At 24.6% G+C, this 24,942-nt stretch carries 21 protein-coding genes and 1 pseudogene; 8 read left to right on the top strand and 14 right to left on the bottom strand.

Going from position 1 to position 24,942, the window contains the following annotated elements:
- Positions 1-19 precede the first annotated feature (19 nt).
- The 7 genes from G4A98_02385 to G4A98_02355 form a co-directional block, all read right to left on the bottom strand.
- Positions 20-1,765, bottom strand: coding sequence for a SmdA family multidrug ABC transporter permease/ATP-binding protein (locus G4A98_02385; GenBank protein ID QIQ42043.1), 1,746 nt, complete (start codon positions 1,763-1,765; stop codon positions 20-22).
- A 976-nt stretch (positions 1,766-2,741) separates the two neighbouring features.
- On the bottom strand, positions 2,742-4,607 hold the full coding sequence (locus G4A98_02380) for a peptidylprolyl isomerase (GenBank protein ID QIQ42042.1): 1,866 nt from the start codon (positions 4,605-4,607) through the stop codon (positions 2,742-2,744).
- A gap of 109 nt (positions 4,608-4,716) precedes the next feature.
- Positions 4,717-7,074 carry an endopeptidase La gene (lon, locus tag G4A98_02375; protein QIQ42041.1) on the bottom strand — a complete coding sequence of 786 codons (2,358 nt, stop codon included), beginning with the start codon at positions 7,072-7,074 and terminating at the stop codon, positions 4,717-4,719.
- Between the two features lie 183 nt (positions 7,075-7,257).
- Positions 7,258-8,544, bottom strand: coding sequence for an ATP-dependent protease ATP-binding subunit ClpX (clpX, locus tag G4A98_02370; GenBank protein ID QIQ42040.1), 1,287 nt, complete (start codon positions 8,542-8,544; stop codon positions 7,258-7,260).
- 99 nt (positions 8,545-8,643) lie between these two features.
- Entirely contained in the window at positions 8,644-9,255 is a 612-nt protein-coding gene (gene clpP / locus G4A98_02365) for an ATP-dependent Clp endopeptidase proteolytic subunit ClpP (GenBank protein ID QIQ42039.1), read from the bottom strand.
- A 141-nt stretch (positions 9,256-9,396) separates the two neighbouring features.
- Complete coding sequence (tig, locus tag G4A98_02360) at positions 9,397-10,716, bottom strand: trigger factor (protein ID QIQ42038.1); 1,320 nt, start codon at positions 10,714-10,716, stop codon at positions 9,397-9,399.
- A 167-nt stretch (positions 10,717-10,883) separates the two neighbouring features.
- Positions 10,884-11,189, bottom strand: coding sequence for a BolA family transcriptional regulator (locus G4A98_02355; GenBank protein ID QIQ42037.1), 306 nt, complete (start codon positions 11,187-11,189; stop codon positions 10,884-10,886).
- A 272-nt stretch (positions 11,190-11,461) separates the two neighbouring features.
- On the opposite strand from G4A98_02355, the gene cyoA reads away from it, so the two are divergent.
- From cyoA to cyoE, 5 genes are read left to right on the top strand one after another with little or no spacing between them, the layout of a single operon-like run.
- The gene (cyoA, locus tag G4A98_02350) at positions 11,462-12,382 is read left to right on the top strand and encodes a ubiquinol oxidase subunit II (protein ID QIQ42036.1); all 921 of its coding nucleotides are present in this window, start codon (positions 11,462-11,464) and stop codon (positions 12,380-12,382) included.
- Positions 12,383-12,386: 4 nt separating this feature from the next.
- Entirely contained in the window at positions 12,387-14,372 is a 1,986-nt protein-coding gene (cyoB, locus tag G4A98_02345) for a cytochrome o ubiquinol oxidase subunit I (protein ID QIQ42035.1), read from the top strand.
- Positions 14,372-14,989 carry a cytochrome o ubiquinol oxidase subunit III gene (gene cyoC / locus G4A98_02340; GenBank protein ID QIQ42034.1) on the top strand — a complete coding sequence of 206 codons (618 nt, stop codon included), beginning with the start codon at positions 14,372-14,374 and terminating at the stop codon, positions 14,987-14,989. The genes cyoB and cyoC overlap by 1 nt, the downstream gene beginning before the upstream one ends.
- Positions 14,989-15,306: a cytochrome o ubiquinol oxidase subunit IV gene (cyoD, locus tag G4A98_02335; GenBank protein ID QIQ42033.1), complete on the top strand. Its 318-nt coding sequence runs from the start codon at positions 14,989-14,991 to the stop codon at positions 15,304-15,306. Before cyoC ends, cyoD begins: the two co-directional genes overlap by 1 nt.
- Before the next feature lie 26 nt (positions 15,307-15,332).
- Positions 15,333-16,190: a protoheme IX farnesyltransferase gene (gene cyoE, locus G4A98_02330; protein QIQ42178.1), complete on the top strand. Its 858-nt coding sequence runs from the start codon at positions 15,333-15,335 to the stop codon at positions 16,188-16,190.
- A gap of 19 nt (positions 16,191-16,209) precedes the next feature.
- On the opposite strand, the gene G4A98_02325 is transcribed toward cyoE, so the two are convergent.
- A complete protein-coding gene (locus tag G4A98_02325) occupies positions 16,210-16,554 on the bottom strand; it encodes a TusE/DsrC/DsvC family sulfur relay protein (protein QIQ42032.1) in 345 nt (114 codons plus the stop codon).
- Positions 16,555-16,627: 73 nt separating this feature from the next.
- Between G4A98_02325 and G4A98_02320 the strand changes: the two genes are divergently transcribed.
- The 3 genes from G4A98_02320 (at position 16,628) to dxs (ending at position 20,625) form a co-directional block, all read left to right on the top strand.
- The gene (locus G4A98_02320) at positions 16,628-17,788 is read left to right on the top strand and encodes an MFS transporter (protein ID QIQ42031.1); all 1,161 of its coding nucleotides are present in this window, start codon (positions 16,628-16,630) and stop codon (positions 17,786-17,788) included.
- A 104-nt stretch (positions 17,789-17,892) separates the two neighbouring features.
- On the top strand, positions 17,893-18,741 hold the full coding sequence (locus tag G4A98_02315; protein QIQ42030.1) for a (2E,6E)-farnesyl diphosphate synthase: 849 nt from the start codon (positions 17,893-17,895) through the stop codon (positions 18,739-18,741).
- Between the two features lie 57 nt (positions 18,742-18,798).
- Entirely contained in the window at positions 18,799-20,625 is a 1,827-nt protein-coding gene (gene dxs / locus G4A98_02310; protein QIQ42029.1) for a 1-deoxy-D-xylulose-5-phosphate synthase, read from the top strand.
- A 54-nt stretch (positions 20,626-20,679) separates the two neighbouring features.
- On the opposite strand, the gene nusB is transcribed toward dxs, so the two are convergent.
- The 6 genes and pseudogenes from nusB to mltA all read right to left on the bottom strand — a co-directional run bounded on the left by nusB (position 20,680) and on the right by mltA (position 24,911).
- Positions 20,680-21,111 carry a transcription antitermination factor NusB gene (gene nusB, locus G4A98_02305; GenBank protein QIQ42028.1) on the bottom strand — a complete coding sequence of 144 codons (432 nt, stop codon included), beginning with the start codon at positions 21,109-21,111 and terminating at the stop codon, positions 20,680-20,682.
- A 21-nt stretch (positions 21,112-21,132) separates the two neighbouring features.
- Positions 21,133-21,522, bottom strand: a pseudogene (gene ribD / locus G4A98_02300) (bifunctional diaminohydroxyphosphoribosylaminopyrimidine deaminase/5-amino-6-(5-phosphoribosylamino)uracil reductase RibD).
- Between the two features lie 288 nt (positions 21,523-21,810).
- Entirely contained in the window at positions 21,811-22,254 is a 444-nt protein-coding gene (gene ribD / locus G4A98_02295; protein ID QIQ42027.1) for a bifunctional diaminohydroxyphosphoribosylaminopyrimidine deaminase/5-amino-6-(5-phosphoribosylamino)uracil reductase RibD, read from the bottom strand.
- Between the two features lie 40 nt (positions 22,255-22,294).
- Complete coding sequence (gene thiL, locus G4A98_02290; GenBank protein ID QIQ42026.1) at positions 22,295-23,266, bottom strand: thiamine-phosphate kinase; 972 nt, start codon at positions 23,264-23,266, stop codon at positions 22,295-22,297.
- A gap of 49 nt (positions 23,267-23,315) precedes the next feature.
- Complete coding sequence (gene ribE, locus G4A98_02285) at positions 23,316-23,792, bottom strand: 6,7-dimethyl-8-ribityllumazine synthase (GenBank protein QIQ42025.1); 477 nt, start codon at positions 23,790-23,792, stop codon at positions 23,316-23,318.
- Positions 23,793-23,831: 39 nt separating this feature from the next.
- Positions 23,832-24,911: a murein transglycosylase A gene (gene mltA, locus G4A98_02280; protein QIQ42176.1), complete on the bottom strand. Its 1,080-nt coding sequence runs from the start codon at positions 24,909-24,911 to the stop codon at positions 23,832-23,834.
- Positions 24,912-24,942: the final 31 nt, after the last annotated feature.

Here is a 24,942-nt window from a genome sequence, read left to right as displayed (position 1 = left end):
TAAATTTTTCACCTGTTTTTTAGTCATCCTCAAGTTCTACTTCTAATTGTTGATAAGAGAACATAGATTTATACCAATTGTCTTCTTGAATTAATTTCAAATGATTACCTCTCTGTATAATAGAACCATTTTTTATAACTATAATTTCATCTGAATTAATTAATGCAGATAGACGATGTGCTGTAATGATTAATGAATGTCCTTTTTCTTTCCATTTTTTAATGTTGTTTAAGATATTGTTTTCAGTTTGAGCATCAACAGCAGAGAGTGCATCATCTAATATTAATATTTCTGCATTTAATAATAATGCACGTGCTATACAAATTCGTTGTTTTTGACCACCAGATAGCATTACACCACGTTCTCCTACTTGAGTGTCATATCTTTCTGGTAAATAGAGAATATCTTTATGTACATCAGCTAGTTTTGCTGCTTTTTCAATTTCTTTTTGAGATGCATTAATTTTCCCTAAAGAAATATTATTAGCTATACTTTCGGAAAATAAAAAAGAAGTTTGATTGACAACTGCGATTCGACTTCTCCAATCATCAATTTTTAATTCTAATAATGATGAAGAATGATAAACTATTTCTTCTTTATTAAAATTAAATTGTCGTTGAATCAGTTTTAATAAAGTACTTTTACCAGATCCTGTGGGCCCACAAATGCCTAGAGTATGTCCTGGTTTTAAAAGAATATTTATATTTTTTAAAGATGGTGTTTGATTATTTGGATAACAAAATTTATTAATATTGATACTTAATATTCCAGGAGATAGTGGAATCGTTTTATTTCCATCTTGAATGTATAATTGTTTATTTATAATAGAATGAATTCTATCCCAAGCTGCACTACCTCTTTCAACTATATTAAACATCCATGCAAGTGCTAACATCGGCCAAATCATTAATCCAAGATACATTATAAAGCTAGTTAGTTGTCCTATGGTAATCTGATTATTCCATACTAACCATCCTCCGCCCATAATAGCTAATAAATTAGAAAAAGCTACTGATAAATAAATTACTGGATCAAAACGCGCGTCGATTTTAGCTACTTCCATGTTTTTTTTTCCTGTATTAGTTACAATAAAATTAAATTTATTTGATTGATTTTTTTCTAATCCAAAAGCCCTGATCATTCGAATACTTGTCAACATTTCTTGCGTTTGATTATTTAATAGAGAAAAAGCAATTTGAGCATGACGAAAAGTTTCATGTAATTCTTTTCCATATTTTTTTATTAATATAGCCATTATTGGCATAGGTATTAAAGAAATGATTGTTAATTTAAAACTAATTTGAGTACTCATTACTATTAAAACAGAACAACCCATAACTAATGAATCAACAAGTGTTAGAACACCTTCTCCTGCAGCAAAAACTACACGATCAACATCGTTTGTTGCTCTTGCTATTAAATCTCCGGTCCTGTTTTTTAAAAAAAATATTTGACTTTGTTGACTCAGATAAGAATAAAACTTTACTCGAAGTTCTGTAGCTAATTGATAAGAAGCACCAAATAGTAATATTCTCCACAAATAACGTAATATATATACAATTACAGCCACCACAAGAATAATTGAAATATATGGCAATATTTGCAAACTATCCATGTTTTTTTTTATAATTGAGTCTATTAAAACACCTACTATTTTAGGAGGTAATAATTGTAAAGCAGCAATTATTATTAATAAGAAAATTGCTCCTAAATACCTCTTCCATTCTCGTATAAAAAACCATCTTAATTGATTAAACAATTTCACAAAGAAATCCTAGTTTTTAAATATTATAAATGTGTTTTTGAGAATAAAGTATTTTTGATAAACATAAAAAATACTTTTATTTTTTAATATAAAAATGAATTTCTTGATAACATTTTTATTGATTTTTAGTTAAAATTAAATGTTGTTTTTTCTATATAAAAATATCACACTTAAAAAGTGTAACTTATAAAAAACGAGAAACTTTTATTATTTTTAAATCATAGATGAAGTTGAACAACTTATTTAATATATTACTCTCATGATAGAGAAATGTATTGTATCAATGTTGATTGTGATTAATTATATACATACGAAATAAATTTTTCTTTTTTGCACTTAAAAAATTATAAATAAAAAATTATATAATCCTATATGTTTAATATTCAATAGTTAGTATCTTAAAAAAATAATATATTAATTGATAATCGTTATGTACTAATTTTTTTTAATCATATTTTTATTTTTGAATATTTTATTTGTCAAATTTATTTTTTAGATAGTTTAATATAAAAGAATAAATTTAGTAGTTTTTGGTATAGAGAAAACTTCTCTTTCTTGATTATAAAAATAGTAGAAATAAATTTTTCAAACAATTCAATAATATTATTGAAATGAGATGTTAATAATAGCATTAACATCAAAACATCTTTAATTAATTTAAGTAACTCAGAAATATGGATTTTATTAGACTAATAGAATATGATATTGATATTATTTTAAATAAGGCAAGTTATTTCTTATATTAGAATTTCATGAAAAAAGATTGCTTTATACGTCAAACTTATATCTTTTTTCGAAATAAAAAAATTGATTAACAAAAAATAAATTGTTATTTTTATTATGCAGGCATTAAAATAAATATAAAAAATATTATAATTAATTTTATATATCTTTTCAATTAAGTTATAATTTTTTTATAAAGTTATTTATATTTATAAACAATATATTTATTTTTAATAACTGTTTTCAGTGTAGTTTATATTTTTTCTATTTTTTCGTATGTAATTATTGATTTTTCACGAATATCTTTAAGAATAGAATTAAAAATTATTTCAGTATTATTTTTTTCTAGATATTCAATAATAACATTTTTTTCTCTTTGAGAAAAATTTGTATTATAAACTTTTTCAAGTGATATAATTATAAAATCTTTATTTTTATCTTGATATAAAGTATATATTTTTTTTCCTTCTTGTGGATGAGGCAAAGAAAACACTATTGATGTAATAGGATTTTGATCATAACGAGATATAATTTCAGGATCAGTAAAATAAAGATTTGATTTGTGAAATAAATTTGTTCTTTCTTTTTTTAATTCATCAACAATTTTTTCGGATTTTTGTCTTGTTTCTTTAATTGCTTTTATAAATTTTAATTTTTTTATAATATTTATTTTAACATCTTCAAAGTTTTGCATTTTTTTATGTCTAAAATCTTTAATTTTAATTAAAAAAGATTGATGATTTTTTAAATTAATTAAATGTAAACGTGGTTTTGTTGTATTATTTTTAAATAATTCTTTATTAAAAATTACTTTTGTTAAAATAGGGATATTTAATATTTTAGGAATAGATTTTTTATCAAACCAATCAGTTTCTTGAGTAGCTATATTACTTTTCTGCAGAATTAATGTAATTTTATCTGGATTGGTTTTAAGATTATTAGATATTTCATTTTTTAACTTATTATATAGATTTAATGATTTTTTATTTTGTATTTCTTTTTTAATTATATCAAATACTTCATATATTTTTTTTGGTTTTCCAACTTCAATTTCATTTAATTTAATAATTAAAAATTCGTTTCGAAATGGAACAACATTAGATATTTGATTTTTTTGATTCAGATTAGCGTTTTTAATTTCATTTGGTATAAGGTCGATTGATATCCATCCAATATCTCCACCTTTTTTTGATGAAATAGGATCTGTTGATTTTTTCTTAGCTATGTTTGAAAAATCTTTTGGTGTATTGTGTAATTGAGATAATATCGATAATGCTTCATTTTTATTTTTTATTTGAATAATACTATATTTTCTTTTTTCTTTTGTTGAGTATTGTTTAATATTTTTTAAATACCACTCATAAATTTCTTCATTTTTACAATTTGTTTTGAATGTATCCACTTTAAATTGAATAAAACTAATTTTAAATTGTTCTGGAATATAAAAATTATCTTTATTTTTATAGAAGTAATTCTGCGCTTCTACATCAGTTATATTTTGTTTGTCAATTATAGAATTTGTTTTAATAATGGATTTTTTAATGATTCTTTTTTGAGATAGTAGTTTTATAATATTTTTTTCTTCATTTTCTAAAATAAAATTACTATTAGCAATAGTATGTATTAAATTTTTGGTATTTATTTTTTTCTTAATAATATTTATATATTGATCATTAGTTAAATTCATAGATGTAAGATAATGAAAATATTTTTCTTTATTAAATCTGTTATTTTTCTGAAATATAGGAGAACTTAATATAATTTTTTTTATTTCATTATCATTTACTTGTAAATGTATTTTTTTTACGTATTGTTCTAAAAGAACATTATTAATTAGTTGAGATAAAACATAATTGTAAGTGTCCTTTGTAAATTTTTTATTGAGACTAAATTTCAAAAAATTTTTTCCTAGTATTTTTTTTTGTTTTTCTCTTTCAACAAAATACATTTTTTTAAAAATATTAAAACTAATTTTTTCACCATTGACTGTTGCTATATATTTTTCTGAATCTTTATTTACATAGCTATTCATAGTACTCAATATTAAAGATAAAATAATTATTCCTAAAATGCACTTAACTATAATACGATTTAATCGTGATTTTAAATATTTTGTCATAATATGACGATCCTAGAAATTTTTAATATTAATTAGAGTTAAAAATATTTTTATTATCATATCTAAATCTAAAGGCTGACAATTATTTGTCAGCCAAATTTGACTTTATTTATAAAATATTATTTTTACGTATTAAAACATAAGGAGCATGTTCTAATGCTAAGTTTAAAACTTCTTCAATTTTTTTCACTGGATATATCTGTAATCCTTCAATAATATTTTGAGGTATTTCTTCTAGATTACGTTTATTTTCATAGGGTATTAATACTGTTTTAATTCCTCCACGATGTGCTGCTAATAGTTTTTCTTTCAATCCTCCAATTGGTAGAACTTGTCCATGTAAAGTAATCTCTCCTGTCATTGCAATATTGGATTTAACAGGATTCTTTGTTAAAGATGAGACTATAGCTGTACACATTGCTACACCTGCACTTGGTCCATCTTTTGGCGTTGCACCCTCAGGAACATGAACATGGATATCATGTTTTTCATGAAAGTTTTTATTAATTCCTAATTTATCAGCTTGAGAACGAACCACAGTTAATGCTGCTTGAATAGATTCTTGCATAACTTCGCCTAAAGAACCTGTATATGTAAGTTTTCCTTTCCCTATTACACATGCCGTTTCAATGGTAAGCAATTCTCCACCTACTTCAGTCCATGCTAATCCAATTACTTCTCCAATTTGATTAGTACTGTTAATTTTTCCATAGTCAAAACGTTTTATTCCTAAAAACTTTTTTAGGTTTTTTTTATTTATTTCAACATGTTTTAAAGATTTATCTAACAGTAAATTTTTTACTACTTTTCGACATATTTTAGAAATTTCACGTTCTAAACTGCGAACACCTGCTTCACGAGTGTAGTAGTGAATAATACTAGTTATTGCACAATCAGTAATTGTGAGTTCGTCTTCTTTTAGTGCATTTCTTTCTATTTGTTTTGGGTATAGATATCGTTTAGCTATATTTAGTTTTTCATTTTCAGTGTAACCAGAAAGACGAATAATTTCCATACGATCAAGTAATGGTGCAGGTATATTCATAGAATTTGATGTCGCAACAAACATCACATCTGAAAGATCATAATCTACTTCTAGATAATGATCATTAAAAGTGACATTTTGTTCTGGATCTAATACTTCTAATAAAGCAGATGCTGGATCTACTCTTATGTCGTGAGACATTTTATCAATTTCATCTAGTAGAAATAAAGGATTTTTAACTTTTGCTTTTGCCATTTTTTGAATTAGTTTGCCAGGCATAGAACCTATATATGTACGTCTATGACCTCTAATTTCTGCTTCATCTCTAATTCCTCCTAAAGCCATTCTTACATATTTTCTACCTGTAGATCTCGCAATAGATTTTCCTAATGATGTTTTTCCTACACCAGGAGGTCCAATTAAACATAAAATCGGTCCTTTTATTTTGTTTTTTCGGCTTTGTACTGCTAAATATTCCAATATTCTATCTTTTACTTTTTCGAGACCAAAATGGTCAATATCAAGAATTTTTTTGGCTTTTTTAATATCTTTTTTTATTTTTGTCCTAATATACCAAGGTACTTGTATCATCCAGTCAATATAACTGCGCACTACAGTTGCTTCTGCTGACATAGGTGACATCATCTTTAATTTTTGAAGTTCTGATTCTGTTTTTTCTTTTGCTTCTTTTGGCATTCGTGATGCTTTAATTTTACGTTTTAATATTTTATTTTCATCTGGAATTTCATCCATATCACCAAGTTCTTTTTGTATAGCTTTTATTTGTTCATTTAAATAATATTCTCTTTGACTTTTTTCCATTTGCTTTTTTACACGGTTTCTAATTCTTTTTTCAACTTGTAATAAATCTATTTCAGTTTCCATAATAGCCATTAAAAACTCTAATCTTTCATTTATGTTACGTATTTCTAAAACTGATTGTTTATCATTTAATTTTAATGGCATATGAGCAGCAATAGTATCTGCTAGTTTTTCTGAATTGTGAATATTATTAAGAGTATTTAATATTTCTGATGGAATTTTTTTATTAAGTTTAATGTAAGATTCAAACTGATTAATTGTTGTACGAATTAACACTTCTTGTTCTTTATCTATAATAATAGGAGAAATAATTAATTCTACTTCTGCAATGAAATATTGCCCATTATTTGTTAAATTTTTAATATAAGCACGTTGTAAACCTTCTATTAATACCTTTACTGTTCCATCTGGTAATTTTAACATTTGTAAAATTGAACTAATAGTTCCTATATTAAATAAATCATTTGTAGTAGGTTCATCTTTAGATGCTTCTTTTTGTGCAATTAACATAATTTTTTTGTCATTATTCATAGAAGTTTCAATACATTTAATTGATTTTTTACGACCTACAAATAATGGAATTACCATATGAGGATATATAACTACATCTCTCAGTGGTAAGACAGGGATTTTAATGCGTTCAGAACGCTCAGAATTCATAGAGCTCTCTCTTAGTTGAATTTCCCGATATTTATAATATTTAAAAACTGCAGATATAATACAACATGCAGTTACACCTATAATCAGCCAAGTATATCAGAATGGTCGCTTGACGTTTAATGCTAAGCGTTTGACAAAATAAAAGACAATTACTTTTATTTTTTAGATCATCGGATGTTTTTTTTATGCACCTGATGCTTTTTTTGATTTGTTCTTTCCATATATTATTTTTGGTAACGAATTAGTATTTACAACAGATTCATTAATTAATACTTTTTCTATGTTTTTTACAGATGGTAATTCATACATTATATTGAGTAGTATACCTTCAATAATAGAACGTAGTCCTCTAGCACCTGTTTTTTTATTCATGGCTTTTCGTGCAATAGCTAAAATAGATTCTGTACTAAATTCTAATTGCACTTTTTCTAATTCGAATAATATTTGATATTGTTTAATTAAAGCGTTTTTAGGCTTACATAATATGTTAACTAATGCATCTTCAGTTAATTTATTTAATATAGTTATTATTGGTAATCGACTAATAAACTCTGGAATTAATCCAAATTTCATTAAGTCTTCAGGTTCTACTTGTTTCAGTAAAAAGTCTTCTGATATTTTTTGTTGTTTTTCTTTAACATTAGCGTTAAAACCTATTTCTGTTCCTGTATTAATTCTTTTAGAGATTATTTTAGATAATTCTGAAAATGCCCCAGCACATATAAATAAAATATTTGAAGTATTTACTTGTAAAAATTCTTGTTGTGGATGTTTTCGTCCTCCTTGAGGAGGAATAGAAGCTAATGTTCCTTCAATTAACTTCAATAGAGCTTGTTGCACTCCTTCTCCAGATACATCTCTAGTAATAGAAGGATTATCAGATTTTCTTGCTATTTTATCTATTTCATCTATATAAACAATACCTAATTCCGCTTTTTTTACGTTGTATTTACATTTTTGTAACAATTTTTGTATTACATTCTCAACATCTTCTCCTACATATCCAGCTTCGGTTAAAGTTGTGGCATCTGCAATAGTGAATGGAACATCTAGGAGTTTAGCTAATGTTTGTGCTAGTAATGTTTTCCCGCTACCTGTTGGTCCTATTAATAAAATATTGCTTTTACCTAATTCAACTGAATCTATATTTTCATTAAAATTATGGAGACGTTTGTAATGATTATAAACTGCAACAGATAGAATTTTTTTTGTATGATCTTGTCCAATTACATAATTATCAAGATGTTTTTTTATTTCATATGGTGTGGGTAAATAATTTATTTTATTTTCAGTATTATTTATTTTATTTTTTAGGGTTTCTTCAATAAGAATATTATTACATAATTTAACACATTCATCACATATGTGTACTGTTGGTCCGGCTATTAACTTTTTTACTTCTTTTTGACTTTTTCCACAAAAAGAACAACAAAGTAGCTTTTTAGAATTTTCTTTACTCTTATCTGTCATGCTTAACCTCTTTTTTTTACATATTTTATATTTTTGAGTAAATAGATTCTATATATTTTCATTAAATATTTTAAAATAAAATGGATTGATTTAATGTTTTTATTGACGCTGAGTTAAAATGGAATCGATTAGTCCGTATTTAATAGATTCATCTGCTGATAAAAAACAATCTCGTTCTGTATCTTTATTTATTCTTTTTATAGATTGACCAGTGTGAAATGACATTAATTTATTTAGTTTTTTTTTCATTTCCATTATTTCTCTAGCATGAATTGCAATATCTGAAGCCTGTCCTTGGTATCCACCTAATGGCTGATGAATCATAACTTTTGAATTAGGCAAACAAAATCTTTTTCCTTTTGTCCCAGATGTTAATAATAAAGCAGCCATTGAGCATGCTTGACCCATACAAATAGTACTGATTTCTGGTTTAACAAACTTCATGGTGTCATAAATAGACATACCTGATGTAATAATTCCTCCTGGAGAATTAATATATAAAAATATATCTTTTTCTGGATTTTCAGCTTCTAAAAATAATATTTGAGCTACAATATTATTAGCCATATTATCTTCAATAGTCCCTATCATAAAAATTATTCGTTCTTTTAATAATCTTGAATATATATCATATGAACGTTCTCCTCTAGAATGTTCTTCTACAACCATTGGAATTAACGTTGCGTATGAGTGTTTATTATTATATAACATTTTTTATTCCTGAAAAAATTGAATATCTTAAATAATTATCATTATTCTTTTGATAATTTTCTTGTTAAATTATTTAATAATTACACCAAAGATTAATAAAGTGAAAAAATTATATTATAATAATATAATTAATTATAGAATTCATACCTTATAATTTGTCCAGTTATAATTTATAAATTCTTCAAAAGTCCAATATTTTTTTTCTATTTGAATACTTTTTTTTAAAAAAAGCATGGCTTGATTTTTTAATTCTATATCTTTTATCGCGTTTTTTAGATTTTTATTTTGATTATATAAATTAATAATTTCTATTGGTCTTTTATAACTCAAAGATATTTCTTGAATTAATTTTTGTATATTATTTTCATTGGCTAAGAATTGATTATCAGAAATAATTTTTTCTATTATCATTTGAGAATATAATTTTTTTTTAACTTGTGAACTCAGATCTAAATGATATTTTTTTTCTAAAATATTAGATTTTTCTTCTTTATATTTTTTTTTGTATTGTTGAGATAAAATTTTTATTTCTTCTTCAAATAAAAGTGGAGGTATTAGGATAATATTTTTTTCAATTATTTTTTGTATGATTTGATCTTCTAAATATTTTTCAGTTATGATATTGATTTGAGAATGAAGATTATTTTTTATTGTTTGGTAATGTTTTTGTGTGATTTTTTTTTCTATAAAATCTTGTTTGCTATTGTTTTCTAGTTCTATTTCTTGTTTTTTTTCAATTTTAATAATTTTTATTTTAAATGTTATATCTTTGTTTTGTAGTTCTTTTTCTGGATGAAATTGATGAACTTTGATTTTAAAAAAAATAATATCATTCAAAAAGTGATTAATTATTTTATAATTTAATTGAGGTATGAGTGTATTTTGAGATACAATAAAGCTAATTTTTTCTATATTAAATTTGTTTATTTTTTTATGTTTTTCATAAATACAATAATTGATTGTCACACGATCATGAGATTTAATGGCTTTATTAACTGTATTCCAAATATTTTTTTTTGTATTATATTTTTCTATATTTTTTTTAATATCTTGATCGGTTATTTTTACATTTACTTTTTTTACTTGTATTTTTTTTATATTTTTTATTTGAAATTCTGGATAAATTTCATAAATCACCGAATATTCAAAATGTTCTTTTTTATTATCTTCATTTTGATGCATGTAAAATTTTGGAGATCCAATAAGTTTTATTTTTTCTTTATTTATAAATTCATAAAAAAATTTTTGCATTAGTTGTTTAAATATATCATAATAAACAGAATTTCCATATTTTTCTTTTATGACTTTAATAGGAGTTTTACCTTTTCTAAATCCATTAATGTTAGTAGTTTTACTAATTTTAGTGAATTCTCTAAGAAGAGAGTTGTTAACTGTAGTTTTTGGAATATTAATTGTAACACGATGACCTGCATCTTTATTTTTTTCCATAAAAAATTTCATCTTATTACCTCAAACGATTACTTTTATCAGTATATTTTAGATGTTTTATTATATTATATTTTTAAAAATTTTTCTTTTAAGACAAGTTATTTTTATATTTTTAAATATAAATTTTTAAAAAATTATATAGCTATTTTGCAAAATTTTTTTAGCAAACTGATAAAATATTATTTTCTTTTGAAACACTTAGCATGATTACTTTTTTTAAATTTTTTATTGCTCCATTCATTTAAAGTGTAAGTATTTAGTGTTAATGAGTATATTTTTTTTTTGATTATTTCTGATAATATTGAAAAAATCATGCGGTGTCTAATGATTAATTTTTGCTTAATAAAATCATTGCTAATAATAATTATTCTTAAATGTGTAAGACCTGTTTCTGAATAATTATGAAACGAGCTGTCATCATAAATTTCAATAAAATTTATATTCATTTTAGATATTAAATATTTTTTTATTTTTTCTAGAGTCATTTATTGATATTATGTCCTATTCATTAATAAAAAAATTATAAAATACTTTTATACTATATAAACAGTATTATAATTATATTATATTTTTTAAAAAATGCATTTTTAAAAAATTTTTTTAATTTTAAATTTTATCAATTTTTAAAAAATAATTCAATTATTTCACAAATTATTACTTTCTAATAAACAATAATTTTTATACAAAAATTTTGAACAAAAATGATATTTTTTAAAAATATTTTTAATAAATAATTATATTATTTTGAGGTTTTTGAATGACATGTTTAAATTATAATAATTTTTTTAAAATATTATCGTTAACCTTAGTATTCTTTTTTTTAAATGGGTGTAATAGTTTATTATTAACTCCTCATGGGAAAATTGCTATAGAAGAAAGTTCATTGATACTAATATCTTTTATAATGATGTTATTTATTATTATTCCCGTAATTTTTATGACTATATATTTTTCTTTTAAGTATCGTTCAACTAATAAAAATCAGATATATAATCCTGATTGGTCTGATTCAAAAAAAATAGAGATAGTAGTGTGGACTATTCCGATTGTAATAGTTTCTGTTTTAGCGTTTTTATCTTGGAATTATAGTCATAAATTAGAACCAAAAAAACCTATAGTTTCTTTTAATAAACCTATTAAAATAGATGCGGTGGCATTAGACTGGAAATGGTTGTTTATTTATCCAGATTATAATATTGCGACTATTAATGAAATTATGTTTCCTATTGACAGACCTATAGTTTTTCGAATTACTTCAAATTCTGTTATGAATGCTTTTTTTATTCCATCGTTAGGCAGTCAAATATATGCTATGCCTGGCATGACGACAAAATTAAATTTAATTGCTAATGAAAAAGGTCAATATAAAGGTATATCATCTAATTATAGTGGTAAAGGTTTTTCTAATATGAAATTCACTGTTATCTCTGTTTCAAAAAATTCTACTTTTATAGAGTGGATAAAAAAGATAAAAGACTCACCTGTACAATTGAATACAATAAAAGTTTTTAATACAATATCTATTCCAAATGAAAAATATTCTATAGAATATTTTTCTAATGTCAAAAAACATTTATTTGATCAAATTATAAATCAATATTCTATAAAAAATTTCAAAGTATTAGATAAAAATATTGTTCATAAAATTGGAAAGAAATATTCTAAGATGGAGAAATAGAATAATGTTTGGAAAATTGACTTTTGACGTTATACCATATCATGAACCAATTATCATGGTTACCTATTCTGCTATTATTTTAATAGGATTATGTGTTACGGCAACTATTACTTATTATAAAAAATGGCAATATCTATGGTCTGAATGGTTTACTACAGTTGATCATAAAAAAATATCTATCATGTATGGAATACTTGCATTTGTGATGCTATTTCGTGGTTTTGTTGATGCAATATTAATGCGTACTCAACAGGTGATTTCATCAGCAGGTTTTAAAGGATTTTTACCTCCACATCATTATGATCAAATATTTACAGCTCATGGTGTGATAATGATTTTTTTTGTAGCTATGCCTCTTGTAATTGGTCTAATGAATTTGGTAGTTCCGTTGCAAATTGGAGCTCGTGATGTAGCTTTTCCATTTCTTAATAACTTGAGTTTTTGGTTGAATGTGAGTAGTTCTTTATTACTGACTTTATCTTTGGGAATAGGAGAATTTGCCCAAACAGGTTGGTTAGCTTATCCTCCATTATCTGGTATAAAATATAGTTCAGGTGTAGGAGTTGATTATTGGATTTGGAGTTTACAAATCGCTGGAATTGGAACAACGCTAACAGGAATTAATTTTTTAGTAACAATTTTGAAAATGCGAGCACCAGGTATGTCTTTTTTTAAAATGCCAGTTTTTACCTGGACCTCTTTTTGTACTAATATTCTCATAGTTATTTCTTTTCCAGTTTTAACTGTTACTCTTGTATTGCTGACCTTAGATCGTTATTTTAATTTTCATTTTTTTACTAATGATTTAGGCGGCAATGCAATGATGTATGTTAATTTAATATGGATTTGGGGTCATCCAGAAGTGTATATTTTAGTATTGCCAGTTTTTGGTGTGTTTTCAGAAATAGTAGCCACTTTTTCTAAAAAACGATTATTTGGCTATGTATCTTTAGTATGGGCTACACTATCTATTACAATTTTATCTTTTATTGTATGGCTTCATCATTTTTTTACTATGGGAGCAGGTGCAGATATCAATGCTTTTTTTGGAATTACTACTATGATTATAGCAATTCCTACTGGCGTAAAAATTTTTAATTGGTTATTTACAATGTATCAAGGTCGTGTATATATGCATTCCTCTATGTTATGGACTTTAGGTTTTTTAGTCACATTTTCTATTGGTGGAATGACTGGTGTACTGTTATCGGTTCCTCCAGCTGATTTTATTTTACATAATAGTTTATTTTTAGTTGCACATTTTCACAATGTAATCATCGGTGGAGTTGTTTTTGGTTGTTTTGCTGGGATTAGTTATTGGTTTCCTAAATTATTTGGATTTATTTTAAATGAAATTTGGGGAAAACGTGCTTTTTGGTTTTGGATTATAGGATTTTTTCTTGCTTTTATTCCTTTGTATTTCTTAGGATTAATGGGTATGACTCGTCGTTTAAGTCAGAATATTGATTCTGAATTTCATGTATTATTATGTATTGCTGCTATTGGGGCATTTTTTATTGGAATAGGAATTATATGTCAAATTATTCAATTTTTTGTCTCAGTGAGAGAACGTCAATATAATTTAGATTTAACTGGTGATCCTTGGGATGGTAGAACTTTAGAATGGTCTACTTCGTCACCTGCTCCATCATATAATTTTGCTATTATTCCTGTAGTTAAAGATAGAGATCATTTCTGGGAAAACAAAAGAAAAGAAGATTACAGAAACACAATGAGTAATTTTAATTACGATGAAATTCATATGCCTAAAAATACAGGATTAGGTGTCCTAATCAGTTTTTTTTCATTATTATTCGGTTTTTCAGCAGTTTGGCATATTACCTGGTTGTGTATTGTATCTTTTTTTTCCATTATTGCTAGTTTAGTTATTAAAAGTCTTAATGAAGATAATGAGTACATTATATCTTCAAAAGAAATAAAAAAAATTGAGAGTCAATACTGGAAAAATATTCGAAAAGTAGGTTTATAATGATAGAAAATAAAATAAATCATACAACATTAAATATTAATTTAAGAGTTCATGATAAAAAATTAGAATCAAACAAATTATTTGGTTTATGGATATATTTAATGAGTGACTGCATTATGTTTGCAGTGCTTTTTGCTGTTTATGCTGTAATTTCTTCAAATATATCAATTGATTTAATTAGCAATAAGATTTTTAATTTACCATCTGTTTTATTAGAAACATTTTTATTATTATTAAGTTCTTTATCGTGTGGTTTTATTGTTTTTGCAATGAACCAGAAATATATCAAAATGATATATTCATTCTTAATGATAACTTTTTTTCTAGGTTTTGTTTTTTTGTTTATGGAAATTTATGAGTTTTATGAATTGATAATAAAAGACTTTGGTCCTGATAAAAATGCATTTTTTTCTATTTTTTTTACTCTTATTGCTACTCATGGAATCCATATTTTTTTTGGTTTAATTTTAATAATGTCTATTATTTATCAAATTAAAAGACTAGGTTTGACTCATTCTGTTCGCGTTAGAATTTTATGTCTGAGCGTTTTTTGGCATTTTTTAGACATTATATGGATTTGTATTTTTACTTTTGTTTATTTAAATGGAGCTATTTGATGCGTAATGTTATTGAATCAAATATAAATAAAGAAATAAAATCTTATTTTGTAGGTTTTATATTTTCTACAATATTAACTATTGTTCCATTTATATTAGCAATGCAAAAAATTTTTTGTAGTAATATTAATTATATTATTTTTTTATTATGTGCTATTAGTCAAATTGTTATTCATTTTGTGTATTTTTTACATTTAAATTTTTCTGCAGAAGCTAGATGGAATCTTATAACTTTATTATTTGTAATTATAATAATATTTATTGTAGTATTCGGTTCTATATGGATTATGTTTAACTTAAATCATCATATAATGTAAAATTTAATCGAAGATATATTATGTATATATTTAAACATTATTTAGAAATTATTAAGCCTGGTATTATTCTTGGGAATGCCACTTTAATTATAGGTGGTTTTTTATTTGCATCTAGAAATTCTACTTTTGATGTTTTTTTATTTACATATACAATTTTAGGAACATCTTTGGTAATTGCTTCTGCTTGTGTTTTTAATAATTTAATTGATCATGATATAGATAAAAAAATGAATCGAACAAGCAATCGAGTATTATCAAAACAATTACTTTCTTTTTTATCTGTTTTTATTTTTGCTGTTTTTTTAGGTGTTTTAGGTATCTCTATATTAATTTTTTTAGTAAATTTTTTATCAATGATTTTATCAATTTTTGGATTTTTTATTTATGTTGTCTTATATTCTTTATTTTTTAAAAGAAGATCGATTTATTCAACTTTTATTGGAAGTTTTTCAGGTTCTACGCCATCTATTATCGGTTATACAGCCGTGTCTAATGCTATTGATATATGTTCTATCTTATTATTCATTATTTTAATATTTTGGCAAATGTCTCATTTTTATGCTATTTCAATTATGAGAATTGAAGATTACAAAAAAGCTGAAATTCCTGTTTTTTCTGTAGTAAAGGGTATTTCTATAACAAAAAAACATATTTTTTTTTATATTATTAGTTTTATTTTTTTTAGTTCATTATTAACTTTTTTAGGTTATTTAAGTTATAATTTTTTATGTTTTTCTTCCATTATAAATTTTTATTGGTTGTTTTTATCTTATCCGACTATTAAAAACAATCACGATAAAAACAATGCAAGTAAACTATTTTATTATTCAATCCTAGTCATTTTTATATTTAATTTTTTAATATCTATAGATATTTTATTTTAAAATATTCTCATTCATTTATTTATAAACATTTGACTGGTTTAGGTATTCCAGCAATTTTGCTGGCTTGTTGAGCTGGCCCTTTAGGAAAAAGTTTAAATAAATAAATGCTATTACTTTTAGATTTTCCCATTTCTTTTTTAATGCTTTGAATTAACATCCTTATTGATGGTGTTACATGAAATTTAAAATAAAATTTTCGCACAAACATTATTACTTTCCAGTGATCAGAATTTAAATCAATATTTTCTTTTTTTGCGATTTCTTCTGCTAATATTATATTCCAATCTTTAGTTTTTTTTAAATATCCTTCTGAATCTTTTTCGATTTTTTCATATTCGTATAATACTTTATTATTAGTTTTCATATTTTTTAATAAATATAAGCTGAATTGGGATAAATTTTAAAAAAATATTACATTAAATATAGAGAATTATCAAATGAACTTTTTAGAATTACAAGTTACATTAAGTTTTTGTGCGATTTTTTTATTACGTATGTTAGGAATGTTTATGATTCTTCCTATTTTAAGCAAATATGGAATACTTTTAGATGGAGGAAATAAATTTTTAATTGGTTTATCAATGGGAATATATGGTTTTGCTCAAGTAATTTTTCAAATTCCATTCGGAATGTTATCTGATAAATTTGGTCGAAAAAAAATAATTATATTAGGTCTTTTTATGTTTTTTATCGGGAATATTATATCAGCGGATATTCATTCAATTTGGGGATTGATAATTGGTAGGTTTTTACAAGGTTCAGGAGCTATATCTGGTGTATGTATGGCTTTGTTATCTGATTTAATTCGAGAGAAAAATCGTGTTAAATCTATTGCTGCTATAGGTGTTAGTTTTGCTATTTCTTTTTTAATTGCTATAGTTTCTGGTCCTATAATTGTTCAATTGTTTGGATTTTTTTCGATTTTTTGGATATCTGCATTTTTATCTATCATTTGTATAACAATAGTTTATTATGCTATTCCTGTTTTAAATATAAACATATTACAACAAAATCATACGTGTTATTCATATATTAAAGTATTAAAATTTATCTCAAATAAAATTTTTTTTAGATCTTATTTAGGTATCTTTTTTTTGCATTTTTTATTAATGATTAATTTTATGGTTATTCCCAATCAATTAGAAATATCTGGATGTTCTTTAAATCAGCATTGGAAAATATATTTAGGTGCTATGTTACTTTCCTTTTTTATTTTATTCTTATTTATATTTTATTGTAAATGTAAACATGTTTTGGAAAATATTATTGAAATTTGTATTTTATTTATTTTTTTTGCAGAAATAATTTTTCTAAAAGCACAAAATTATTTATTATTTCTAATAATTGCTTTGCAGATATTTTTTTTATCTTTTAATTTTCTTGAAGTTTTTCTTCCTTCTCATCTTAGTAAACAACCATTAAATAATTATAAAGGTAGTATAATGAGTATTTATTCTACTAGCCAGTTTTTAGGTATTTTTTTTGGGGGTATTTTTAGTGGATGGCTTTATAGTTTTTTAAATGTTTCAGAAATTTTTTTATTTGAAATATCTATTATTATATTATGGTTAATTTTTAGTGTTTTTTGTAAGAAGTAAATTCTATTTATAGTATAATCAAATTTAATAAATAATAGATATTTATTATAATAATCTTCTTTTTAATTAAGAATTAAATTATTACTTTTTTTAGGTGTTTGAATATGAATTTTCTTCATCTGTATAAAATATATAAATGTCGTATAAATAAAAAATTATTTTATACATTAAACCAGTTACCTTTCCAAAAATCAAATCTTTTAAAAGCAATGAAGTATAGTGTATGTTCAGGAAGTAAAAGATTACGTTCATTTTTAGTATATATTACTGGGGAGGTTTTAAAAGTAAATCTAATTACATTAGATGTCATATCTACTTCTATTGAATGTATACATTCATATTCTCTAATACACGATGATTTGCCTTGTATGGATAATGATCATTTTAGAAGAGGAAAAATTTCTTGCCATGTAAAATATGGTGAAAGTACTGCTTTGTTAGCTGGTGATGCTTTACAAAGTCTTGCATTTAATGTTTTATCAAAAAGCTTTATGCCAAATGTTTCTAATTTAAAACGTGTAAAAATGATTTCTGAATTATCTAATTCTATTGGTTCATCTGGAATGTGCATAGGTCAAGAATTAGATTTAGAAGCAGAAAAAAAAGAAATGAATCTATCTGAATTAGAATCTATTAATTTTTATAAAACTGCTTTTTTAATACGTTCTGCCATACGTTTAGTATATTTATCTTCTAATAATTTTTCTAAATCTGTATTATCAATATTAGATTTATTTTCGATTACTATTGGTTTAGCATTTCAAATTCAAGATGATATTTTGGATTTTAAAAAAGATAGTATAAAAATACGAGATAATAAAATAATTAAAAAAAATACCTATCTAGCTATAATAGGTTTAGATAAATCAAGAGAAAAAATAAAAGAATTATATCAAAAATCATTGTTTGCATTAGATAGTTTAAAAAAAAAAAAATTAATACTTATACATTAGAAAAATTAACAAAATTTATAATTAAACGTATTGAATAAATTGAATAATGAGCATCTAATGAATTTTAATTTTAAAAAATATCCAATTTTATCTTTTGCTAATTCAGTAGAAAATTTACGTCTGTTGCCTATCGAACAGTTACCACAATTATGTTTTGAACTACGCGAATATCTATTAGATGTGGTTACTGTTTCTAAAGGACATTTTGCTTCTGGATTAGGTGTAGTTGAAATTACTGTAGCACTTCATTATGTTTATAATACTCCTTTTGATAATTTATTATGGGATACAGGACATCAGGCGTACCCTCATAAAATATTAACGGGACGACGCGAAAGAATGAATAGTATTAGAAAAAAAAATGGATTACATTCATTTCCTTGTCGAGAAGAAAGTAAATACGATACTTTAAGTGTTGGTCATTCTTCTACTTCGATTTCTGCAGGTTTAGGAATGTCTATTGCAGCTGAAAAAGAAGGTAGAAATAGACAAACTATTTGTATTATTGGTGACGGTGCTATAACTGCAGGTATGGCATTTGAAGCTATGAATCATGCTGGAGCAATGAAATCTAATTTATTAGTTATACTCAATGATAATCAAATGTCTATTTCAAAAAATGTGGGAGTCTTAAATAGTCATTTAAAAATTTTAAGAAATTTTAAATATACTGAGACAAATAAAAAAAAAATATACACATATTATCAGAAATTTTTTAGGAACAATAAAAAAATTGAAAATGATTGTATATATTTCAACTCTATTTTTTCTAATTTAGGATTTGAATATTTTGGTCCATTTGATGGACATAATATTTTTTCTATTATTAATATATTAAAAGATATAAAAAATAAAAAAGGCACTTATTTATTACATCTTGTAACTAAAAAAGGAAAGGGTTATCTTCCAGCTGAATTAGATCCTATTAAATGGCATTCAATATCTTCATATGATTCATTAAAGTCAAAATCTATTAGTTATTCAGATGTTTTTGGTTCTTGGCTTTGCGAAATAGCTGCATTTGATAAAAAATTGATGGCTGTTACACCCGCAATGTGTGAGGGTTCTGGAATGAAGAAATTTTCTCGTCTTTTTCCCAATCAATATTTTGATGTTGCTATTGCCGAACAACATGCAGTGACTTTTGCTGCTGGTCTTGCAATCAGTGGTTATAAGCCAGTAGTTTCTATTTATTCTACTTTCTTACAACGAGCTTATGATCAACTCATTCATGATGTAGCATTGCAAAAACTATCTGTTTTATTTGCTGTTGATAGAGGGGGTATTGTTGGGAATGATGGACAAACTCATCAAGGAATTTTTGATCTTGCTTATTTAAGATGTATTCCTGGAATTGTTATTATGACACCTAGTAATGAAGATGAATGTCGTCAAATGCTTTATACTGGTTATATGTATACTAAAGGACCTAGTGTGGTTAGATATCCTAAAGGATACGGTGTTGGTGCATTATTAATGCCTATGAATAGTATCCCATTGGGAAAATCTACAATGAAAAGACTAGGTAAAAAAATAGCTATTTTAAATTTTGGAACTTTGTTAAAAAATGCTTTTTTTGCAGCAGATAATCTGAATGCAACGCTAGTTGATATGCGTTTTGTTAAACCTTTAGACAATAGTATGATTTTAAAATTATCTTCTAAACATAAATTTTTTATTACTCTTGAAGAAGGTGTAATTTCTGGTGGAGCAGGCAGTGCTGTCAATGAATTTATTATGATAAATAAAATTTGTTTACCAGTTTTAAATATTGGATTACCGGATATCTTTATTCCACAAGGTACTCAGGAAGAAATTAGACACGATTATCAATTAGATGAAGAAGGTATTTATAAACAAATATTTTATTGGTTAACAAAATAACATAGAAAATGTTAGATAGAATCATATAATGCAAACAATGTTTTTATCAAATACTTATGTAAGAATAACTTTTTTATTGTATCCCATTTTAAATACGGCTTTGTCTAAAACTCCATTTATAAATTTATGACTATCTTGAGAACCAAATAATTTAGCTAGTTCAATACCTTCATTAATAGATACTTTATAAGGTATATCATTTCTTTTATGTAATTCATAGAACGAAATTCTAAGAATGGCTTTTTCAATATGACCTAATTCTCTTAGCGATCTAAATAAATAAGGTTTCATTAAATTATCTATATTTTCACAGTCACATGTAATTCCGATAATTAAATCGTAAAAATATACAATATCAATATTTGTTTTATTTTTTTCTTTTAAAAACTGAATAGCACTTTCTTTAATATTGTTATGAGATATTTCCCAAGAATACAACATTTGTAAGGCACATACGCGTGCTTTTCTTCGAGAAGATGGCTTCATAAATAAAATTTCTCTTGTTTTTTATATGTCAGTGTTATATCTTTTAGAAGATAATATCAATCTTATATCAGGTCCTATACGACAAATATCTTGAAATTTGAATTGAAGAGAATGCGATATTTTTAATATGTTATCAATCATACATAATGGTCTAGCTTCGTGTCCAAGTATTTTAGGTGCCATATATATAATTAATTCATCTATTAAAAACGAATTTAATAAAAATCCTGATAAAGTACTGCCTGCTTCTATCCATACATTATTAATTTCTGACTTTCCTAAAAATTTTAAAAGAGAAAATATATCAATTTTTTTATTATGTTCTTTTTCTATAATTTGTGTTGTATTTTTCGGCCATATATTTTTATCAGATTTTAATCGTATTAACCAAATTTTCCCTTTTGTTTTCATAATTTTATGTGATGGTTGAACACGATTTTTACTATCTATAATTACTCTTGTTGGATGTTGAAATATTTTTTGAGGAAAAATAGATAATGTTTTTTTATCAAATTCTTGATAACGTACATTTAAAGAAGGATTATCACTTAAAATAGTAGAGCTACTAGTGAGAATTACTGAACTTTTTGCTCGAAATTTTTGAACGTCTTGACGCGCATATGTTGAAGTAATCCATTTGCTGTCACCATTTTTTACGGCAACTCTTCCATCTATTGAAACACCTAGTTTAAGCTGTATTCATGGAAAACCAGTCTTCATTCTTTTAAAAAACCCTTTGTTATATTTTTTTGATTCTTGTGATAACAAACCTATTTTTACAGAAATTCCGTGTTTTTTTAAATACAAAACACCATTTCCAGAAACTTTAGGGTTGGGATCTATATTAGAAATTATAACACGATTTATACCCGCTGTAATTAGTGCATTACAGCATGGAGGTGTTTTACCAAAATAATTACACGGTTCCAGTGTTATGTAAGCTGTTCCTCCTTTTGCTTTATCTCCAGCCATAATTAACGCGTTAATTTCTGCATGATTTTTTCCTATTTGTTTATGCCATCCTTCGCCAACAATAATATTATTTTTGACAATTACACAACCTACGTTGGGATTAGGTGCTGTAGTAAATTCGCCTAACTTACTCAGTTCTATTGCTCTATTCATATAAAATATATCATTCATTTTTAACCAGCATATTTTTTATATTTTTTATAAAATTTTTTCAATTAAAATGATTGAAACCTTTTTTTTGAAAAACAATTTTCTTTTTATTATGAAATAAATTAAATCCTTTTTCTATAGATGTAATGTGACCAATACATGTACAATTAACTAGAAATTTTTGTCTAATTTGATTTAGTCTTTTAACATTTTTTTTTGAAATAGTAAAACATAATTCATAATCTTCTCCTCCATTTAATGCCCAATCTAAACAATTTTGACGTTGAAAATTATTAATTAAAATTTTCGAAATAGGGATTTGATTTAAATTTATATTTGCTCCTCGTTTGCTACTGTTTAATATATGACCTAAGTCAGAAATTAATCCATCTGATATATCAATAGCTGAGTTAGCAATTTTTCTAAGAGACAGTCCTTCAAAAACCCTAGGAATAGGATGGAGATGCTTTTTGATTAGATAATTTCGTATATTTGCATTTTTTATAAAAATTTTTTTTTTAAGTAAAAATAAACCAGCAGCACTTTCTCCAAGAGTTCCAGTCACATAAATTAAATCTCCTATATTAGCATTACTTCTTAGCAATGCAGTATGTTTTTCTAGTAATCCATAAATACTTAAAGTAATGCTCAATGGACCACAGTTGGTATCACCACCAATTAATCGTATATTATATTTATTTAATATATCAAATAAACTGTTGCTAAATTTTTCTAACCACAGACTATCGGATTTGGGCATTGTAAGAGACAATGTCGTCCATTTTGGTTTGGCACCCATCGCAGCAAGATCACTTAAATTTACTGCTACTGTTTTATATGCTAAATCTTCAGGAGATATATTCTTTAAAAAATGAGTCTTTTCGACTAATGTATCAGTACTGATTGCAAGAACATTATTTTTTGGTATTGTTACTAAAGCACTATCATCTCCAATTCCCCTAATTTCATTATAATCTTTTTTTTGTTTGCGTTTAAAAAATTGGGATATAATTTCAAATTCATTATATTTCATTGTTTATAGTTAAATTTTAAAATAGATATTAAATAAAAAATATTTAATATTATAGTGCTTTTTTTAGTTTTTTCATAATATTAATCATTTCTAATGCAGCTAAAGCAGCTTCAGAACCCTTATTTCCCATTTTTGTTCCAGATCTTTCAATTGATTGCTCAATATTTTTTGTTGTTAGTATTCCTAATGTGATAGGTAAAAAATATTTAGTGCTGATTTTGGAAAGACTGCTACTAGTATCATGAGAAATATATTTAAAATGATCAGTTTCTCCTTTTATAATTGTCCCTATAGCAATAATAGCATCACATTTAGCAGAACTTGCAATATAACTTGCGACAGTGGGTATTTCATATGTTCCAGGAACATATACTTTTAAAATATTATTTTCGTTGACTTGACCTATTCTTTGTAATGTATCTAATGCTCCTAATAATAAATTATGATTAATAAATTGATTGAATCGAGAAATAATTATAGCAATAGATGCATTTTTAGCTGTAATTCCTGATTGTATTGTATTCATCTTTGTATACTTACTTGTTATTAGAATTAATATGATAAATTATTTATTATTTAAGATCCAAGCATATCCGTAGTGATTATAAAATCCTGCTAATATAGAAGCTTTTTTACCAATTCCTTCGTATATATCAAAATGTTGATTTTTAATTGCACCTCCTACATCTAATGCAACTACTAGACGCATTTCATATTTATTAATAAAAATACCATTTTTATCAAGTAATGGTATTTTTAATAAAATTACACTTCCTTTTTTTATTATGGAACTATCTGCTGCTACTGATGTTTGGCTGACTAATGGAACGGCACTTGCACCATATACTTGCGTTTTTTTTGTTTCTTTAAAGAACACAAAAGATTGATTTTCTTCAAGTAATTTTTGTATTTCTTCTTGTGTGTGTTTTGTAAACCAGTTTTTAATCGCTTGCATCGACATATTTTTTTTTTGTATGTCACCTCGATTTATTAAAACTTGTCCAATTGCTTTATAAGGCCATCTATTTTTCCCCGCATAGCTAAAAAAAGTTAATTGTTTATTATCTCCATAATCTATAAATGCACTTCCTTGAATTTCCATAATAAAATTATCTATTAGGGAATTACTATAAGCTAAAATATATTTTTTATCTAAAGCTCCATTATATATATCTTTTCTTTTTGGTAAAGGTGCGTTTTTATTAAAACAATCAGGCATTGAATATATTGGATATCTAAAAGCATCTGTTTTAATTTTTCTAGCTTGTATTATTGGAGTATAGTATCCACTTATTTTAACATTTCCATAGTTATCTGTACCTTTCATTTGAAACAAATCAATTCCAAACTTATTAAGTTCATTAATATTAGCGTTATTTTTTAACCAATTTAAAGTTGCCTTGTAAACAGATTCATTTTTTAAATATAAAGATGGGGAATATTTTTTTATATTTTTTATTTGCATAAGAAATAATTGTGAATTAATTATTTTTTCATCAATATTTATTTTTTGTATTTTTGTAAAATTTTGTATTAGTTTTTTTTCATACTGTTGTCCTTGATTGATTTGTACAGATGCATATGATTTTATAAATAAAAGAGATAAACTAAAAAATATTATTGTGATTATTTTCATTTTTTTTATATTGAAATTTATTAATTTATAAAATATTTTT

This window comes from Buchnera aphidicola (Microlophium carnosum) (assembly GCA_011752475.1).
Lineage (GTDB): Bacteria > Pseudomonadota > Gammaproteobacteria > Enterobacterales > Enterobacteriaceae > Buchnera > Buchnera aphidicola_BG.
Note: the sequence above shows the minus strand (reverse complement) of the source record. Positions and strands in the feature narration are given on the sequence as shown.

Bases quoted from the DNA above. Each gene is read 5' to 3' on its own strand.
- cyoD (QIQ42033.1), top strand. From the start codon at position 14,989: ATGCGTAATGTTATTGAATCAAATATAAATAAAGAAATAAAATCTTAT.
- G4A98_02325 (QIQ42032.1), bottom strand. From the start codon at position 16,554: ATGAAAACTAATAATAAAGTATTATACGAATATGAAAAAATCGAAAAA.
- clpX (QIQ42040.1), bottom strand. From the start codon at position 8,544: ATGACAGATAAGAGTAAAGAAAATTCTAAAAAGCTACTTTGTTGTTCT.
- G4A98_02315 (QIQ42030.1), top strand. From the start codon at position 17,893: ATGAATTTTCTTCATCTGTATAAAATATATAAATGTCGTATAAATAAA.
- G4A98_02320 (QIQ42031.1), top strand. From the start codon at position 16,628: ATGAACTTTTTAGAATTACAAGTTACATTAAGTTTTTGTGCGATTTTT.
- tig (QIQ42038.1), bottom strand. From the start codon at position 10,716: ATGAAATTTTTTATGGAAAAAAATAAAGATGCAGGTCATCGTGTTACA.
- nusB (QIQ42028.1), bottom strand. From the start codon at position 21,111: ATGAAGCCATCTTCTCGAAGAAAAGCACGCGTATGTGCCTTACAAATG.
- G4A98_02355 (QIQ42037.1), bottom strand. From the start codon at position 11,189: ATGACTCTAGAAAAAATAAAAAAATATTTAATATCTAAAATGAATATA.
- cyoB (QIQ42035.1), top strand. From the start codon at position 12,387: ATGTTTGGAAAATTGACTTTTGACGTTATACCATATCATGAACCAATT.
- ribD (QIQ42027.1), bottom strand. From the start codon at position 22,254: ATGAATGATATATTTTATATGAATAGAGCAATAGAACTGAGTAAGTTA.
- clpP (QIQ42039.1), bottom strand. From the start codon at position 9,255: ATGTTATATAATAATAAACACTCATACGCAACGTTAATTCCAATGGTT.
- cyoA (QIQ42036.1), top strand. From the start codon at position 11,462: ATGACATGTTTAAATTATAATAATTTTTTTAAAATATTATCGTTAACC.
- dxs (QIQ42029.1), top strand. From the start codon at position 18,799: ATGAATTTTAATTTTAAAAAATATCCAATTTTATCTTTTGCTAATTCA.
- lon (QIQ42041.1), bottom strand. From the start codon at position 7,074: ATGAATTCTGAGCGTTCTGAACGCATTAAAATCCCTGTCTTACCACTG.
- cyoC (QIQ42034.1), top strand. From the start codon at position 14,372: ATGATAGAAAATAAAATAAATCATACAACATTAAATATTAATTTAAGA.
- thiL (QIQ42026.1), bottom strand. From the start codon at position 23,266: ATGAAATATAATGAATTTGAAATTATATCCCAATTTTTTAAACGCAAA.
- G4A98_02380 (QIQ42042.1), bottom strand. From the start codon at position 4,607: ATGACAAAATATTTAAAATCACGATTAAATCGTATTATAGTTAAGTGC.
- ribE (QIQ42025.1), bottom strand. From the start codon at position 23,792: ATGAATACAATACAATCAGGAATTACAGCTAAAAATGCATCTATTGCT.